6 protein-coding genes are annotated in these 16,349 nt (G+C 71.3%); 3 read left to right on the forward strand and 3 right to left on the reverse strand.

Annotated features, from left to right (window positions below; genetic code table 11):
* The 3 genes from CFN78_RS26160 to rlmN all read left to right on the forward strand — a co-directional run.
* A partial coding sequence (locus CFN78_RS26160; protein WP_133116491.1) for an SDR family NAD(P)-dependent oxidoreductase occupies positions 1–9,744 on the forward strand: 9,744 nt, incomplete at its 5' end.
* Between the two features lie 246 nt (positions 9,745–9,990).
* Positions 9,991–10,755 carry a thioesterase II family protein gene (locus tag CFN78_RS26165; RefSeq protein WP_094865708.1) on the forward strand — a complete coding sequence of 255 codons (765 nt, stop codon included), beginning with the start codon at positions 9,991–9,993 and terminating at the stop codon, positions 10,753–10,755.
* Positions 10,756–11,035: 280 nt separating this feature from the next.
* Complete coding sequence (gene rlmN, locus CFN78_RS26170) at positions 11,036–12,157, forward strand: dual-specificity RNA methyltransferase RlmN (RefSeq protein ID WP_094865709.1); 1,122 nt, start codon at positions 11,036–11,038, stop codon at positions 12,155–12,157.
* 639 nt (positions 12,158–12,796) lie between these two features.
* On the opposite strand, the gene CFN78_RS26175 is transcribed toward rlmN, so the two are convergent.
* From CFN78_RS26175 to CFN78_RS26185, 3 genes are all read right to left on the reverse strand, one after another.
* A complete protein-coding gene (locus CFN78_RS26175) occupies positions 12,797–13,906 on the reverse strand; it encodes an alpha/beta hydrolase family protein (RefSeq protein WP_240519701.1) in 1,110 nt (369 codons plus the stop codon).
* A 75-nt stretch (positions 13,907–13,981) separates the two neighbouring features.
* Positions 13,982–14,521, reverse strand: coding sequence for a GNAT family N-acetyltransferase (locus CFN78_RS26180; RefSeq protein ID WP_240519702.1), 540 nt, complete (start codon positions 14,519–14,521; stop codon positions 13,982–13,984).
* Between the two features lie 95 nt (positions 14,522–14,616).
* Positions 14,617–16,296, reverse strand: coding sequence for an alpha/beta hydrolase (locus CFN78_RS26185; protein ID WP_165777719.1), 1,680 nt, complete (start codon positions 16,294–16,296; stop codon positions 14,617–14,619).
* Positions 16,297–16,349: the final 53 nt, after the last annotated feature.

Below are 16,349 nucleotides of genomic sequence, written 5' to 3' on the forward strand. Positions count from 1 at the left end.
GGCCGGTGTAAGGCGTTTTCGGGTGCGGCGGATGGGACTGGTTGGTCGGAGGGTGTTGGGGTGGTGGTGTTGGAGCGGTTGTCGGATGCGCGGGCGAATGGGCATCGGGTGTTGGCGGTGGTGCGGGGTTCGGCGGTGAATTCGGATGGTGCGTCGAATGGGTTGACGGCGCCGAGTGGTCCGTCGCAGCAGCGGGTGATTCGTGCTGCTTTGGCGGCGGGGGGTGTGGCTGCGCGGGATGTGGATGTGGTGGAGGGGCATGGGACGGGTACGAGGTTGGGTGATCCGATTGAGGCGCAGGCGTTGTTGTCGGCGTATGGGCAGGGTCGGGATGTGCCGTTGTTGTTGGGGTCGGTGAAGTCGAATTTGGGTCATACGCAGGCTGCTGCGGGTGTGGCTGGTGTGATCAAGATGGTGATGGCGATGCGGCATGGTGTTGTGCCGCGGTCGTTGCATGTGGATGAGCCGACGCCGCATGTGGATTGGTCTGCGGGGTCGGTGGAGGTGGTGGGGGTCGAGCGTGGGTGGCCGGAGTCGGGTCGGTCGCGTCGGGCGGGGGTGTCTTCGTTCGGGGTCAGTGGCACCAACGCGCACGTCATCCTGGAGCAGGCGCCCGCCCCCGAGCCCGCAGCCGAGTCCGCAGCCGAGCCCGCTCCCGTCACGTCGACGCCGTGGGTGCTCTCCGCGCAGACGGTGCCGGCACTGCGCGCCCAGGCCGCCGCCCTGGCCGAGGCCGCGGAGACCGCCGCCCTCGCACCGGCCGACGTCGGCCGGTCCCTGCTCGCCACCCGCGCCGCTCTCGACCACGGCTGCGTCGTCGTCGGCGCGGACACCGCTGCCCTGGCCGCCGAACTGCGGGCCGTCGCCACCGACCTTCCCGACGCCCCCGCGGTCACCGGCGTCGGGGCCGGGGCCGGCCGCGGCCCGGTGTTCGTCTTCTCCGGTCACGGCGCCCACTGGGTGGGCATGTGCGCCGAGCTGCTCGATGAGTCGCCGGTGTTCGCCGAGTCGCTGCGCGCCTGCGCCGAGGCGCTGGCCCCGCACATCGACTGGTCCCTGATCGACGTGTTGCGCGGGGCGCCCGAGGCTCCCGACCCGGACCGCTTCGACGTCGTGCAGCCCACGCTGTGGGCGTGCATGGTCTCGCTGGCCGCGGTCTGGCGCGCGCACGGCGTCCACCCGGCCGCGGTGGTCGGCCACTCCCAGGGCGAGGTGGCCGCGGCATGCGTGGCCGGAGCGCTGTCACTGGCCGATGCCGCCATGATCATCGCGGTGCGCAGCCGGGTCATCGCCGAGGAACTGGGCGGCATCGGCGGCATGCTGTGGCTGCCGGTCTCCGCCGAACAGGCGCGCGAGCGGCTGCGCCCCTGGGAGGAGCGGCTCTCGGTCGCCGCCGAGAACAGCCCGACCGCATCGGTGGTGTCCGGCGACTACGTGGCGCTGGCCGAACTCGCCAAGGCGTGCGCTGCGGACGGCGTGCGCAGCCGGGAGGTCGGCGGCGACGTCCCCGCCCACTCCGCCTACTTCGACCGGGTGCGTGACCAGGTCGTCGCCGCGCTGGCCGGCGTCTGCCCGCGAGGCGACGCCGAGATCCCCATGCTCTCCACGGTCACCGCTGACTGGATCGCCCCAGCCGCACTGGACGCCGACTACTGGTTCGCCAACATGCGCGAGACCGTGCGGCTCGAGTCCGCCGTGCGCGCGCTGACCGAGCACGGCCACACCCTGTTCGTCGAGTCCACTCCGCATCCGGTGCTCAGCCCCAGCGTCGCCGACACCTCCGGCGCGGTCACCATCGGCACCTTGCGCCGCGACGACGGCGGTCTCGACCGCATGCTCCGCTCGCTGGGCGAAGCGCACCTGGCCGGTGTCCAGGTCGACTGGTCCCCGTGCTACCCGGGGGCGTCCATCGTGGACCTCCCGACCTACGCCTTCGACCTTGCCCGTTACTGGCCGCCGGCCAGGGCCGACGCCTCGGCCGGTCTCACCCCGGCCGGGCACCCGGTGCTGGACGGCACGATGGAGCTGGCCGAGAACGGCGAGTTCGTGCTCACGGGCGGCCTGTCCGTCGCCACCCATCCGTGGCTGGCCGACCACCTCGTGTTCGGTGCCGTGCTGTTCCCCGGAGCCGGGTTCGTCGAGTTGGCTGTGCGCGCGGGCGACGAGGTGGGCTGTGCCGAACTGGTCGAGCTGACCCTGGACGCGCCGATGATCATCCCCGCACAGGGCACGCTGCGGTTGCAGGTCCTGGTTGGCGCCGCGGAGGGTGACCGGCGGCGGATCGGTGTGCACTCTCGCCCCGCCGGCTCCGAGCAGCCGTGGACCCGGCACGCGGCCGGTGTTCTCGCCACCGGCTCGAACGCCCCGGCCACCGGGTTCGATGTCACCGCCTGGCCGCCACCCGGCGCGGATCCGATGCCCGTGGCCGGCTGCTACGACGAGTTCGCCGCCCAGGGCTTCGACTACGGCCCAGCGTTCCAGGGGCTGCGCGCGGCCTGGCGCCGTGGCGACGAGATCTTCGCCGAGGTCGACGGGGACACCACAGAAGGCGACGGGTTCGGACTGAGCCCGACCCTGCTCGACGCCGCCCTGCACGCCTGCCTGCTCGGCGAGGCCGCCACCGAGGGCCGGCTGCCCTTCTCCTGGGAGGGCGTGCGGCTACACGCCGCCGGAGCGGGCGCCCTGCGGGTCAGGGTGGCTCCGGCCGGGACCGACGCGGTGACGGTCGTCGCGGTCGACCCTGCGGGCGACCCGGTCGTCACGGCGGACGCGCTGCGCCTGCGGGCTTGGTCGGCCGCCGACCTGCCCACCGACCGGATCGCGTCGCTGCACGCGCTGGACTGGATCCCGGTCCAGTCGCCGGCCGGAGACCCGCCGGAGATCGGCGTACTCGGCCCGGACCCGTGGGGCCTGCCCGGACCGGCCGTGGACACGGTGGACGCCGCGCCCGTCGTGCTGGTCCCGGTCGCCATGTCGGCGAAGGACCCGGCTGCCGGCGCGCACCAGCTCACCCGGCGCGTCCTCGGTCTGTTGCAGGACTGGCTCGCCACCGAGCCGGACACCCGGCTGGTGTTCGTCACCACTGGTGCCACCACGGGCGCCGACCCGGCCGCCGCCGCGGTGTGGGGGCTGGTCCGCACGGCCCAGACCGAGAACCCCGACTGCTTCGGCCTGATCGATCTCGACCCCTCCGCCGATCCGGTCCTGCCGCCGGGCACGCTCGTCGGCGACGAACCACAGCTGCTGGTCCGGGACGGCGCCCTGTTCGCCGCCCGGCTGGTCCCGGCCCCCCCGCCGGCCGAGGCGTTCGACTGGCGGACCGAGGACACCGTGCTGGTCACCGGTGGCCTCACCGGGCTGGGCGCGATCACCGCGCGCCACCTGGCGGACCAGGGCGTCGGTCGGCTGGTGCTGGTCGGTCGGCGTGGCCAGAACACTCCGGGCGCCGCCGAGTTGGTCGCCGAGCTGGCCGAGCACGGCGCGACGGTCGCCGCCGTGGCCTGCGACCTCGCGGACCCGGCCGCGGTGGCCGAGCTGGTGGCCGACCTGCCCACGCTGACCGCGGTGGTGCACGCGGCCGGAGTGATCGAGGACGCCACGATCCCGGCGCTGACCCCCGAGCGACTCGACGCGGTGCTGCGCCCCAAGGTCGACGCCGCCTGGCGACTGCACGAGGCGACCCTCGGCCACGACCTGCGCGCCTTCGTGCTGTTCTCCTCCTCGGCCGGGCTCACCGGCGCGGCCGGGCAGGGAAACTACGCCGCCGGCAACGCGTTCCTGGACGCACTGGCCCGGCTGCGGCACGTCTCTGGTCTGCCCGCGACCGCGATGGCCTGGGGCGGCTGGGCCACGAACACCGGCATGATCACCGGACACGACGACGCCGAGCGAGACCGGATGGCCCGTCGCGGGATGCCGTTGCTGACCGTCGAGGAGGGGCTCGACCTGTTCGACGCCGCGCTCGCGCAGGGTGGACCGGACCTGCTCACCGCTCGTCTCGACCTGCCGGCCATCGCTGCCGGTGGCGAGGCGCCGACCTTGTTCCGCGGCCTGGTCCGGACCCGCCGCCGAACCGCGCGCCAGTCCCCGGCCGCGGCGGCCGACCTGGCCGGGCGACTCGCCGCGCTTCCCGCCGACCAGCGTCTCGACTTGCTCGGCGAGCTGGTGCGCACCCAGATCGCGGTCGTCCTGGGCCACGACGAGGCCGTCGCGATCGACCCGGACCGGGCGTTCAAGGACCTCGGCTTCGACTCGCTGACCGCCGTGGAGCTGCGCAACAAGCTCGGCGCGGCGACCGGGCTGCGGTTGCCTGCCACCCTGGTGTTCGACCATCCTTCGGCGACGGCGCTGACCGCCCACCTGCTGGCCGAGCTGGTCGGGAACGAAGCCCCGGCCACCCCTGTCGCCCGGGCGTCGGTGGTGGATGAGCCGGTCGCCATTGTGGGGATGGCCTGTCGTTATCCGGGTGGGGTTCGTTCGCCGGAGGACTTGTGGCGGCTGGTGTCCGATGGGGTGGACGCCATTACCGAGTTCCCGACGGATCGGGGGTGGGATCTTGGTCGGGTCTACGACCCCGATCCGGCGAATCCGGGCACGTCCTATACCCGGCACGGCGGATTCCTGCACGACGCCGCCGGGTTCGACGCGGCGTTCTTCGGGATGTCGCCGCGCGAGGCGATGGCCACCGACGTCCAGCAGCGACTGCTGCTGGAGGTCTCGTGGGAGGCGCTGGAGCGAGCCGGGGTGGACCCGACCTCGCTGCGCGGTGGTGACACGGGCGTCTACGCCGGGGTGATGTACAACGACTACGCCGCCCTGCTCACCGACCCGGAGTTCGAAGGCTTTCGCGGCAACGGCACCTCGCCCAGCATCGTCTCCGGTCGGGTGGCGTATGCGTTGGGGTTGGAGGGTCCGACGATGACGGTGGACACGGCGTGTTCGTCGTCGTTGGTGTCGTTGCATTTGGCCGTGCAGGCGTTGCGATCGGGGGAGTGTTCGTTGGCGCTGGCCGGTGGCGTCACCGTGATGGCCACCCCGCATCCGTTCATCGAGTTCTCCCGGCAGGGCGGGCTCTCGGTCGACGGCCGGTGCAAGCCGTACTCCGACGCCGCCGACGGTGCCGGCTGGTCTGAGGGTGTGGGTGTGGTGGTGGTGGAGCGGTTGTCGGATGCGGTGGCCAATGGGCATGAGGTGTTGGCGGTGGTGCGGGGTTCGGCGGTGAATTCGGATGGTGCGTCGAATGGGTTGACGGCGCCGAGTGGTCCGTCGCAGCAGCGGGTGATTCGTGCTGCTTTGGCGGCGGGGGGTGTGGCTGCGCGGGATGTGGATGTGGTGGAGGGTCATGGGACGGGTACGAGGTTGGGTGATCCGATTGAGGCGCAGGCGTTGTTGTCGGCGTATGGGCAGGACCGGTCGAGTCCTTTGTTGTTGGGGTCGGTGAAGTCGAATTTGGGTCATACGCAGGCTGCTGCGGGTGTGGCTGGTGTGATCAAGATGGTGTTGGCGATGCGGCATGGTGTTGTGCCGCGGTCGTTGCATGTGGATGTGCCGTCGTCGCATGTGGATTGGTCGGCGGGGTCGGTGGAGGTGGTGGGGGTCGAGCGTGGGTGGCCGGAGTCGGGTCGGTCGCGTCGGGCGGGGGTGTCTTCGTTCGGGGTCAGTGGCACCAACGCGCACGTCATCCTGGAACAGGCGCCCGCCCCGGTCGTCGGCTCACCGACTTCGGAACCGGAAACACTGCCCTGGCTGGTCTCCGCTCGCACGACCGACGCGCTGCGCGCCCAGGCCGCCCGGTTGGTGGCCGGCCTCGACGACGCGCCGCCGGCCGCGGTCGCCCGCGCCCTGGCCACCTCGCGGACCGCGTTCCGCCGTCGGGCCGTCATCGTCGCCGAGGACGCTCGGCGCGGCCTGGCCGCGCTGGCCACCGGCCGGGAAGACTCGACGCTGATACTCGGGCCTGCCGCGCCGACCCCCGGCCGCACCGCGGTCCTGTTCACCGGTCAGGGCTCGCAGCGCCTGGGCATGGGCCGCGAGCTGCACGCCCGGTTCCCGGTGTTCGCCGACGCGTTCGACGAGGCACTCGCCGAGCTGGACCGGCATCTGGACCGCCCGCTGCGCGAGGTGATCTGGGGCGAGGACGCCGACCTGCTCAATCGCACCGGCTGGACACAGCCGGCGCTGTTCGCCATGGAGGTCGCGCTTTACCGGCTGGTCGAGTCCTGGGGGGTGGTCGCCGACCAGGTCGCCGGACACTCGGTCGGCGAACTGGTCGCCGCGCACGTCGCCGGGGCGCTGACGCTGCCGGACGCCTGCGCGCTGGTGTGCGCCCGCGCCCGGCTGATGGAGTCGCTGCCCGGCGGAGCGATGGTTGCCGTACGCGCCGAGGAGGATCAGGTGCGGCCGCTGCTGGGCCCGTGGGTGGCGATCGCCGCGATCAACGCGCCCGGCTCGGTGGTGCTGGCGGGTACCGAGCCCGCGGTGGGTGAGGTGACCACTCGGCTGGCCGAGGCCGGCTGCGAGACCAGACGACTCGCGGTCAGTCACGCCTTCCACTCGCCGATGGTGGACCCGGTGATGAACGAGTTGACCGAGTTCGCGGCCGGTCTGACCGTCGCGGACCCGCGGATTCCGCTGGTGTCCGCGGTGACCGGCGAGCCGATCGAGGGGGACCAGCTGCGCGAGCCCAACCACTGGGCCGTTCACGCCAGGGAGACTGTGCGCTTCGCCGAGGTTGTGCACACCCTGCGCGCCGCCGGGACCGGTGTGTTTGTCGAACTCGGCCCCGACGCCGCGCTCACCCCGATGGTGGGGGACACCCTGGGCGCGGACAGCGAAGCGCTGGTCGTCCCGGCCCAGCGGGCCGATCGTGACGAGGTGGAGACGCTGCTGGGTGCGCTCGCCACCTTGCATTGCGCCGGGCGGCCGGTGGACTGGCCCGCGTTCTTCGGCGGCTCCGGCGGAGCGGAGCTGCCGACCTACCCGTTCGAACGCGCGCGCTACTGGCCCCGGCCCACGTTCGCGGTGGCCGGCGACGTCGGCGCCGTTGGCCTGGCCTCGGCCGCACACCCGCTGCTGGGCGCGGTCGTCGATCTCCCCGACGACGCCGGCGTGCTGTTCACCAGTCGGCTGTCGCTGGACACCCACTCGTGGCTGGCCGATCACGCCGTCCTGGGCCGGGTGCTGCTGCCCGGCTCCGCGTTCGTCGAGTTGGCCGTCCGCGCCGGCGAGCGGGTCGGCTGCGCGCGGGTGGCCGAGCTGACCATGGCCGCGCCGCTGCTGTTCGCCGGGCACGCCGCGACCCGCGTTCAGGTCCGGGTCGGCGCTCCCGACGCCGAGGGCCAACGCCCGGTCACCGTCCACTCCCGGCCCGACGACGACGGCGGTGGGCAGTGGATCGCGAACGCGGTCGGTCTGCTGGCCGAAGCGACCGGAGCCGTGGCAGTCGGTCCGCCTGGGCAGTGGCCGCCACCCGGGGCCGAGCCGGTCCCGCTAGCCGACTGTTATCCCGGCTTGGCCGAGGCCGGCTTCGCCTACGGGCCGGCCTTCCAGGGGCTGCGCGCGGTGTGGCGGGTCGAGGACGGCGTGGTGGCCGAGGTCGAGTTGGCTGACGAGCTTCGCGCCGAGGGCGGCGACTACGGCCTGCACCCGGTGCTGCTGGACTCCGCGCTGCACGCGTTGATGGTCGCCGAGGGGAACCGTGACGCGGTCGAGATCCCGTTCTCCTGGGAGGGTGTGTCGTTGTTCGGGTCGGGAGCGGTCGCCGCCCGGGTCCACGTTCGGGACCAACGCGCCACCGGTGGCGCGTTGTCGGTGGCACTCTCCGACGCCGATGGCCGGCCGGTCGCCGCGGTCGAGGCTCTGCGTGTCCGCGCGCTCACTCCGGCCGACCTGGCCGGAGCCGACGCCGCGGTCGATGACTCCCTGTTCGGCCTCGGCTGGACTCCGGTGTCGCCCGGACCGGCCGCCGTCGTTCCCGACCTGGCGGTGCTGGGCGCCGAGGCCCCGGATCTGCCCGGCGTGTCCGGCCGGCGGTTCACCGGGCTGGCTGAGCTGGCCGAGCTGGCCGACCTGCCACCGCTGGTGCTGACCGTCCTGCCGGCGGGTCCGGCCGCCGACGTTCCCGCTGCGGTGCGGGACCGGACCGCGGCGGCGCTGGCGCTGATCCGGGACTGGCTGGCCGAGGAGCGGTTCGCGGAGGCGACCCTGGTCCTGGTCACCCGAGGCGCGAGTACCGGTGACCTGCCGGCCGCGGCTGTCTGGGGCCTGATCCGCTCCGCCCAACGTGAGCACCCAGGCCGGTTCGCCCTGCTGGACCTCGACGGCGAGCCGGCCGATCTGGCCCCGGCGTTGACCTCCGGCGAGCCGGAGGTGGCCGTGCGCGGCACCGAGACCCTGGCCCCCCGGCTGGCCCGGCTGGACCCGTCGGGCGACCACCCGGTCTGGCCGACCTCGGGGACCGTCCTGGTCACCGGCGGCACCGGCGGGCTCGGCGGAGTGGTCGCCCGGCACCTCGTCGCCGAGCACGGCGTGCGTCGACTGCTGTTGCTCAGCCGGCGCGGACCCGCCGCCGACGGGGTCGAGCGGCTGGTGACCGACCTGGCTGAGCACGGCGCCGTCGCCGAGGTCGTGGCCTGCGACGTCAGCGACCGCGAGGCGCTGGCGACGACGCTGGCCGCGATTCCGGCCGAGCATCCACTGCGGGCCGTGGTGCACACCGCCGGAGTTCTGGACGACGGGGTGATCACCGGTCTGACTCCCGACCGGCTGACCGCGGTGCTGGGCGCGAAGGCGGAGGCCGCCTGGCATCTGCACGAGCTGACCGCCGGACTCGAGTTGGACGCCTTCGTGCTGTTTTCCTCGGCGGCCGGAGTCCTGGGCGCGGCCGGACAGGCCAACTACGCGGCGGCGAACGCCGCGATGGACGCGTTGGCCGCCCGCCGACGCGCGGCCGGTCTGCCCGCGGTGTCACTGGCCTGGGGTCCGTGGGACCCGACGATCGGAATGACGGGCGAGCTGAGCACCGCCGATGTCGAGCGAATGCGGCGGGCCGGCACCCGGCCGATCTCCGAGCGGGAGGGGACCGCCCTGTTCGATGCGGCCCTGGGCGCTCGTGCCGCGGTGGTCGTGCCGATTCACCTCGACCTATCCGCGCTGCGAGCGCATGACCAGACGCCGCCGCCGTTGCGGTCCCTGGTCCGCCCCACCACCCGCCACCCGGCCGGGCCGGTGCGGCCGGTGGAGTCGTTCCAGGAGAAGCTGGCCACGGCGAGTGGCGGTGCGCGCCGCGCGGCGGTGGTCCGCGGCCTGATCGGCGCCGAGGCCGCCGCCGTGCTGCGCACCGACCCGGCCGCGGTCGATCCGGACACCCGGTTCCAGGATCTGGGCTTCGACTCGTTGACCGCCGTGGAGCTGCGCAACCGCCTCGGCGCGGCGACCGGGCTGCGGTTGCCGGCCTCCCTGTTGTTCGACCACCCCACTCTGGAGGACCTGACCGCGTATCTGCTGCCGCGTCTCGCCCCTGGGCAGGACACGCCGACCGCGCTGCTCGCGGAGCTGGACCGAGTCCAGGCCGCGTTCACCGCGGACGGTCTGGACAGCCGGACGCGTCAACAGGTGACCGACCGCCTTGAGGTCCTGCTGGCCGCCCTCACCGCTACCCGGCCCGATCCCTCCGAGGAGAACCTCGACCTTGACGCCGCCACCGACGAGGAGATGTTCACCATGCTGGACTCCGAGCTGACCTGACCATCCCGGACGCGGAGAGTCCGACTGCCATCCGCCGGGCGTGAAGGCCGGATCGGGCGTAGGTCACGCAAGGATCCTGTGACCATCAGCGCCTCGGCCTCGTGTCCCGGAATCGACCGCACGTGTCATCGACCGCGACGTCGAACGGCTCCCGTCCGATTGACCCCACCGAGTGAGAGACCATCGTGAACCGGCCCGTCGCACCGGCGGAACCGGTTCCGGTGAGAGTTGAGAGGAGTACCAGGCATGTCGGTACCGACGGCTGACAACGCGCTCTGGATCCGGCGGTTCCATCCGTCGCCGGATCCTGCCGTTCGCCTGGTGTGCTTTCCGCACGCGGGTGGTTCGGCGAGCTTCTTCTTCCCGGTGTCGAAAGCGTTGTCCGGTTCGATGGAAGTGCTCGCCGTGCAGTACCCCGGCCGGCAGGATCGGCGAACCGCGCCGTGCATCGACAACATCGAGGCGCTCGCCGAGGAGATCTACACGGTGATGAGGCCGTGGACCGATTCACCGCTGGCGTTCTTCGGTCACAGTATGGGCGCCGTCCTGGCTTTTGAGGTTGCCCGACGTCTGGAGGACCGGGATGGGGTCGAACTGGTCGGTCTGTTCGCTTCCGGCCGGCGGGCGCCCTCACGGCACCGCGACGAGTACGTGCACACCCGCGATGACAACGGAATCATTGCCGAACTGCGGCAGTTGTCCGGCACGGACGCGGCGCTGCTCGGGGACGAAGAACTGCTGCGGATGATCCTTCCCGCGATCCGCAGCGACTACAAGGCGATCGAGACCTACCGTTGCGACGCCACTGCCACCATTCGCTCTCCGATCAATGTCATGGTCGGCGACGACGACGCGAAGACGACCCTCGACGAGGCACGCGACTGGGCTCGGCACACCACTGGCGAGTTCGACATCCGGGTCTTTCCCGGCGGCCACTTCTACCTGAGCAACCATCAGGCCGAGGTGATCGATGCGATCTCCGACTACGTCCGCGACGTGCCCTCGTCGTGACGGACCGGCCGGCCGGAGGTCCGTCGGAGGCCAGCCTCACTCGTGAGCGGGTGGAACTGTCCCGGCAGATCCGCCTGGGACAGATGCGCTCCCGCACGCCACAGAACCCCTACTCCTGCTCCAGCAACCGGATCGCGGCGAGGACACCGGCCTCGGTCCAATCCCGTAACCGGCGCCGGCACCGCACCCCGGGCGTGCGTGTCGGGCCGTTCCGGACAGGGCCAGCGGCGAGAACGGCCAGTACGACGGACGTCCGGGCGTCGTGCGACAATCATCGGCTGTGTCGACTCTCCCACTCGTCTTCGACTCTCCCAAGCGTGGCCAGCCGCCTCGTCATCTGGCTGATCTGACTCTGAGTGAGCGGATCGACGCGGTGATCGAGTTGGGCGAGAAGTCGTACCGCGCAAAGCAGCTCTCGCATCATTATTTTTCCCGGTTGACTGTCGACGCCGACGCGATGACGGACATACCCGAGGCGTCTCGCAAGCGATTGGTGGACAGCCTTCTGCCGTCGATGTTGACCGAAGTGCGTGCAGTCGCGTGCGACGACGGCAGCACCCGGAAGACGTTATGGCGCGCGCACGACGGCATCATGCTTGAAAGCGTCTTGATGCGTTACCCCGACCGTGCCACCTTGTGTATTTCGAGTCAGGCGGGCTGCGGCATGGCCTGCCCGTTCTGCGCCACCGGCCAGGGCGGGCTCGACCGCAACCTCTCCACCGCCGAGATCGTCGACCAGGTGCGCTCCGCCGCCGCCGTCATGCGCGACGGAGTCATGGCGGGCCCGGACGGCGTGCCGAGCGCGGGCAGGCTGTCCAACATCGTCTTCATGGGCATGGGTGAACCTCTCGCGAACTACAAGCGGGTGGTGGCCGCGGTGCGCCGGATCACCGATCCGGCGCCGGAGGGGCTGGGGATCTCGCAGCGTTCGGTGACGGTGTCGACGGTGGGTCTGGCGCCGGCGATCCGGAAGCTGGCGGACGAGAAGATGCAGGTGCGGCTGGCGTTGTCCCTGCACGCGCCGGACGACGAGTTGCGGAACGAGTTGGTGCCGGTGAACAACCGGTGGTCGGTGGACGAGGTGTTGTCCGCGGCGCGGTACTACCTGGATATGTCGGGCCGGCGGGTGTCGATCGAGTACGCGTTGATCCGGGACATGAATGATCATCCGTGGCGGGCGGATCTGCTGGCGAAGGTGCTGAAGCAGCATCTCGGGCATTTGGTGCACGTGAACGTGATTCCGTTGAATCCGACGCCGGGCAGCAAGTGGGACGCTTCGCCGAAGCCGGTGGAGCGGGAGTTCGTGCGGCGGGTGAACGCCGGAGGAGTGGCGTGCACGGTCCGTGACACCCGTGGTCAGGAGATCGCGGCGGCCTGCGGTCAGCTCGCCGCCGAAGGCTGACCACGGCGGAGCCGCGTAGGCACTGGTCGTCCCATCAGCGCCCAACTGGGCCAACGACTCCGCCAGCTCGGACCGCAGCCAGGACAGGCCCGATCACCGCCCTGTTCCGACTCGCCACAGACCTGCCGGCTGCTGCCGTCCTGGCCAAGTGCTTGGCGTCGCCAGCAGCGGTGACTGGGCCGCCTACGCCGCCAACCTCGCCGCGAATGCGGCCGTCGGGGGGCGACTGCTCGCTACAGCGGGCGGCCCCCAGGTCGACACCGCGCCGGTGTTGATGTCGCAGATGACGATCCCCGAGGTCAAACGCGCGGCGCACCGCATGCTGCCTGGAGCCGTCATTCAGCGACGGCCATTTCTGGCGGTCCTCCCTTATCTACAGACACTCCCCGGCGCGGCACGATGACTCTTGACACCCCACCGGCGAGAGGTATTCGGACAGTTGCGATATCCGACCTCGCCAGAGGCTGTCTACCCCGTCGAGACAGTTGAGGCGCCTCGCGCGTTCCTGACCCGGTGCCGTGCAACCAGGCCCAGCGAGTGAGATGAGCGAACACGCTTCGCGAGCTACCTGCGGGGTGATCTTGCCGTCCCATCGTCATTGTCCTGGGACGCAACGAGGTCGGGGCCCTGTGTCCTTGGTCAGGGTCGGAGCCAGCGGTCGAACCAGGCACGGGTCCGGTGCAGGACGTCGAGTTGGTGGTTGCGTTCCCGGATCGAGTGGCCCTCTCTCGGATAGATCACGAACTCGTGTTCGGCGCCGAAATGGCGCAGTGCCCGGTGGAAGTACACGGCTTGGCCGAGGGGAACGTTGGTGTCCTCGGCGCCGTGCAGGATGAGCACCGGAGTGCGGACGCGGCTGGCGAAGGAGATCGGGCTGAGTGCGTCATGTGGGTGTGGGCCGATCCCATCCCAGCCGATGCTGCCACTGAGCGCGGCCTCGAACTGGCCGTTCTCGCCGGTCGCGGCGAGCATGCCCCAGTCGGTGATGCCGGCGTTGACCAGCGCGGCGCGAAACCGGTTTGTCTGGCCGACGGCCCAGGCGGACATGAACCCGCCGTGGCTCCCGCCGGCGATACCCAGCCGATCCGGATCGGCGACGCCCTCGGCGATGAGCAGGTCGATGCCGGTCAGGATGTCGGTCCACTCCTCCTGCCCGACTTGGCCGGCCACGCTGAGGGCGAACTGGTGGCCGTGGCCTTGGCCGCCGCGCGGGTTGGGCAGGAACACCGCGTACCCGGCGGTGGCCAGCCACTGCGCGCTGGGGAACCAGAACAGCTGGAAACGATCGGCGTAGCGGTCGTAGGGGCCTCCGTGCGCGATCGTGACGAGTGGGAACGGGCCGTCCGAGGCGGACTTCCCGACCGGCAGTACGAGCAGACCGTCCAGGTCGAGGCCGTCGGCGGCACGGTAGGACAGCGGTTGTTGGGTCCCGAGAGCGATGCCGTTCAGTTCCGGACGAGTGTCGGTGATCTTTCGCAGCGGCCCGGTCGGTGGCCCGACGTGAACGTTCGCGGGCTGGTAACGGGTGCCGGTCAGCGCCGTGACTGTCTCCCCGGTGGGTGTGGTGGTGAGGTCGTCGAGGCGTCCGGGGTGCTGCGACAAGGTTGTGGGTCCGGTGGGATCAAGCCGCGCCAGGGTCGTGTTCAGGCCGTCTGCGAACACAACCAGTGCGGCGGTATCGGTCTGGTGCAGTTCGGTCGGGCACATCGGCAGGTCGGCGGTGCGGTTGCGGCGGACGCGGCTGCTCATAGCCAGGTCGAACACGGTGGGTGTGACATCGCCGAGCAGGACACAGCAGCGAGCACCCGCTGACCTGGGGGATTCTCAGAGGGTCTTCGTCATGAACGTACTGTTCGGATCGGGCCGGTAGTCCGCGAACGGCTCGCACTGGACGAACCCGAACTTCGCGTACAGCTTCCTGGCGGGCAGGAAGAACTCGGCCGTGCCGGTCTCCAGGCTCAGGCGTGTGAAACCCATGGCCCTGGCCTCGGTGATGATGTGTTCCAGCAGCCGGGATGCGATCCCGCTTCGCTTGCGCCCCGGTGTGGTGCGCATCGACTTCAGTTCCGCGTGCCCCGCCTCCAGCTTCTTGATCGCACCGCAGCCCACCACGGTGTCACCGTCCACGATCGACCAGAACGTGATCTCGGCCTTGCGAAGCTCGTCGAGATCGAGTGCGTGCTTGCTCTCCACCGGCGTGATGGACCGCATCTGCCGAACGTGCTCGTCGAGAAACCTGGCGATCTCCGAGCCGGACAGGTCGTCCACCGTGATCTTGATCTTGCTCCCCTCCCGCCTCGTGGTGCTGCGCCCCCAGCGATCTACCCACGGTGAATGCTCGCAGGCCGATCCGGGGCTGTTCAACGGTTCAGCGCGGACCGTCCGGTGGCGCCCGGCACGAAGTGGTGCCGGTGGTCGAGTTTCGACCACCGGCACCCTGGCGCACGCGATCCCCGGGGCTACTGCCCGTTCGGTCCGGGAGGCCTGGTGGTGCCCGGGGGCACCTCGCAGACGGTGCCCCCGGCGGGCAGGACCCCGTTGATCAGGGTGGCGTCCACCGCGTCGTCGATGCACGGGCCGCTGCGCCGGTAGGAGGTGTGGCCGACGCCCTCACGGGTCAGCAGGACACTGTTGTCCATCGTCTCGGTCATCGCCTCGGCCCAGTGGTACGGGGTCACGTTGTCCACCCGGCCACCGACTATCAGTACCGGCGGGGCACCGGCGCCGGTGAGCGGTTCGGTGAAGCGATCGGTGTTCGGCGCGGGCCACAGGGCGCAGTTGAGCGCGCTGTATCCCGCCCTGCTCGCCAGCCGCTTGTCCCGGTCGGCGATCTTCGTGGCGGCGGCCGTGTGCGCGGCGATGTCGGTCGTCCTCGGCCAGTCGGCGCAGCGCACAGCGGTGTGCGGTTCCTGGAGAATCGCGTACGGGCCGCCGAAGGGCGCGACCGTGACCTTCGATATCAGAAAGTGCAGGAGCGTGCCGTTGCCCTGCTGCGCGGCCAGCAGGCCCGCGGTGAGCGTTGGCCACAACTCCCGGGCGCCCGCGCCTGCCCTGGCGGCTTCGAGCGTCACGGCACCGTCGAGCGTGCCGCCCGGCGTCAGGCCCTCGACGGGCGGGACCTGCAGCGGCTGTGCCTCCAGCCGAGTGATCAGGGCGTCGAACGCGGCTTCCGGGTCGCCGTTGCCGAGCGGGCACACCTGCGGGCCCTCGGTGCGGCAGGTCTCGAACCACGTGTCGAGCGTCTGCTCGTTGGACCGGGAGACGTCGTCGAGGAAGTCGAGCGTGTTGTTGTGCCAGAGCTTGGTGTCGACGGGTGCGTCGATCACCATCTGGCGGACACGGTCCGGGAACAGCGTGGCGTACATGGGGCCGACCACCGTGCCGTAGGACATGCCGTAGAAGGTGATCTGTTCCTCGCCGATCGCCGCGCGGACCTGGTCCATGTCACGTGCGACGTTGTCGGTGGACAGGCTGGCCAGGAACTCCGGGCTGTGGTGCGCCAGGCAGCCGTCGGTGAAGGTGCGGGCGTCGTCGAGCAGCTCCGGCAGTGGCTTCCCGCCCGGGACGGCCGGGTCGAAGTCGGCGGCGGTGGCCTCGGCGCGCTGCTCGTCGGTGAGGCAGCGGACGGCACCGGAGTCGCCGACGCCGCGCGGGTCCATGCCGACGACGTCGAAGCGGGCCAGCACGGCGGGCGAGTACGGGCCGGTGTCGCTGCCGGGGTCGATCGAATCGATCGTCTCGGTGGCAGGCACTCCCGGCCCACCCGGGTTGATGAACAGGCTGCCGATGCGCTGTGCCGGATCGGTGGCGCGGTGGCGCTTCACCGCGAGCGGGATCCGCTCTCCGTCGGGCTTGCCGTACTCCAGGGGCACCTCGACGGTGGCGCAGTCCAGGTTGGGTCCGCACTCGCTCCAGGCGACCGGGGTGGGTGCCGGGGCCGAGGAGCCGGGTTCTGCCGACTCCGACGACCCGCTGGTGCACCCGGTCAGCACCAGCGCGGTGAGGGCGAGAGCGGTGGCACCCCGGAGCGCGGTTCTGCCCGGCCCGGTTCTCCGGCGGGGGATCGGGCGGGCCTGGCTGGGTGCGGCGTGCGGCGAGAGCGCGGCCGCCACACCGGTCTGTCGAGTTGATCCGGGCATGCGACGGAGGCTAGGAGGGCCACCCGGTCCGCCGGATCGGCGAAGCGGTCCGA

Source organism: Amycolatopsis antarctica, from assembly GCF_002262875.1.
Lineage (GTDB): Bacteria > Actinomycetota > Actinomycetes > Mycobacteriales > Pseudonocardiaceae > Amycolatopsis > Amycolatopsis antarctica.

Excerpts from the sequence above, each read along its gene's own strand:
- CFN78_RS26165 (WP_094865708.1), top strand. The coding sequence starts at position 9,991 with ATGTCGGTACCGACGGCTGACAACGCGCTCTGGATCCGGCGGTTCCAT.
- CFN78_RS26175 (WP_240519701.1), bottom strand. The coding sequence starts at position 13,906 with ATGAGCAGCCGCGTCCGCCGCAACCGCACCGCCGACCTGCCGATGTGC.
- CFN78_RS26185 (WP_165777719.1), bottom strand. The coding sequence starts at position 16,296 with ATGCCCGGATCAACTCGACAGACCGGTGTGGCGGCCGCGCTCTCGCCG.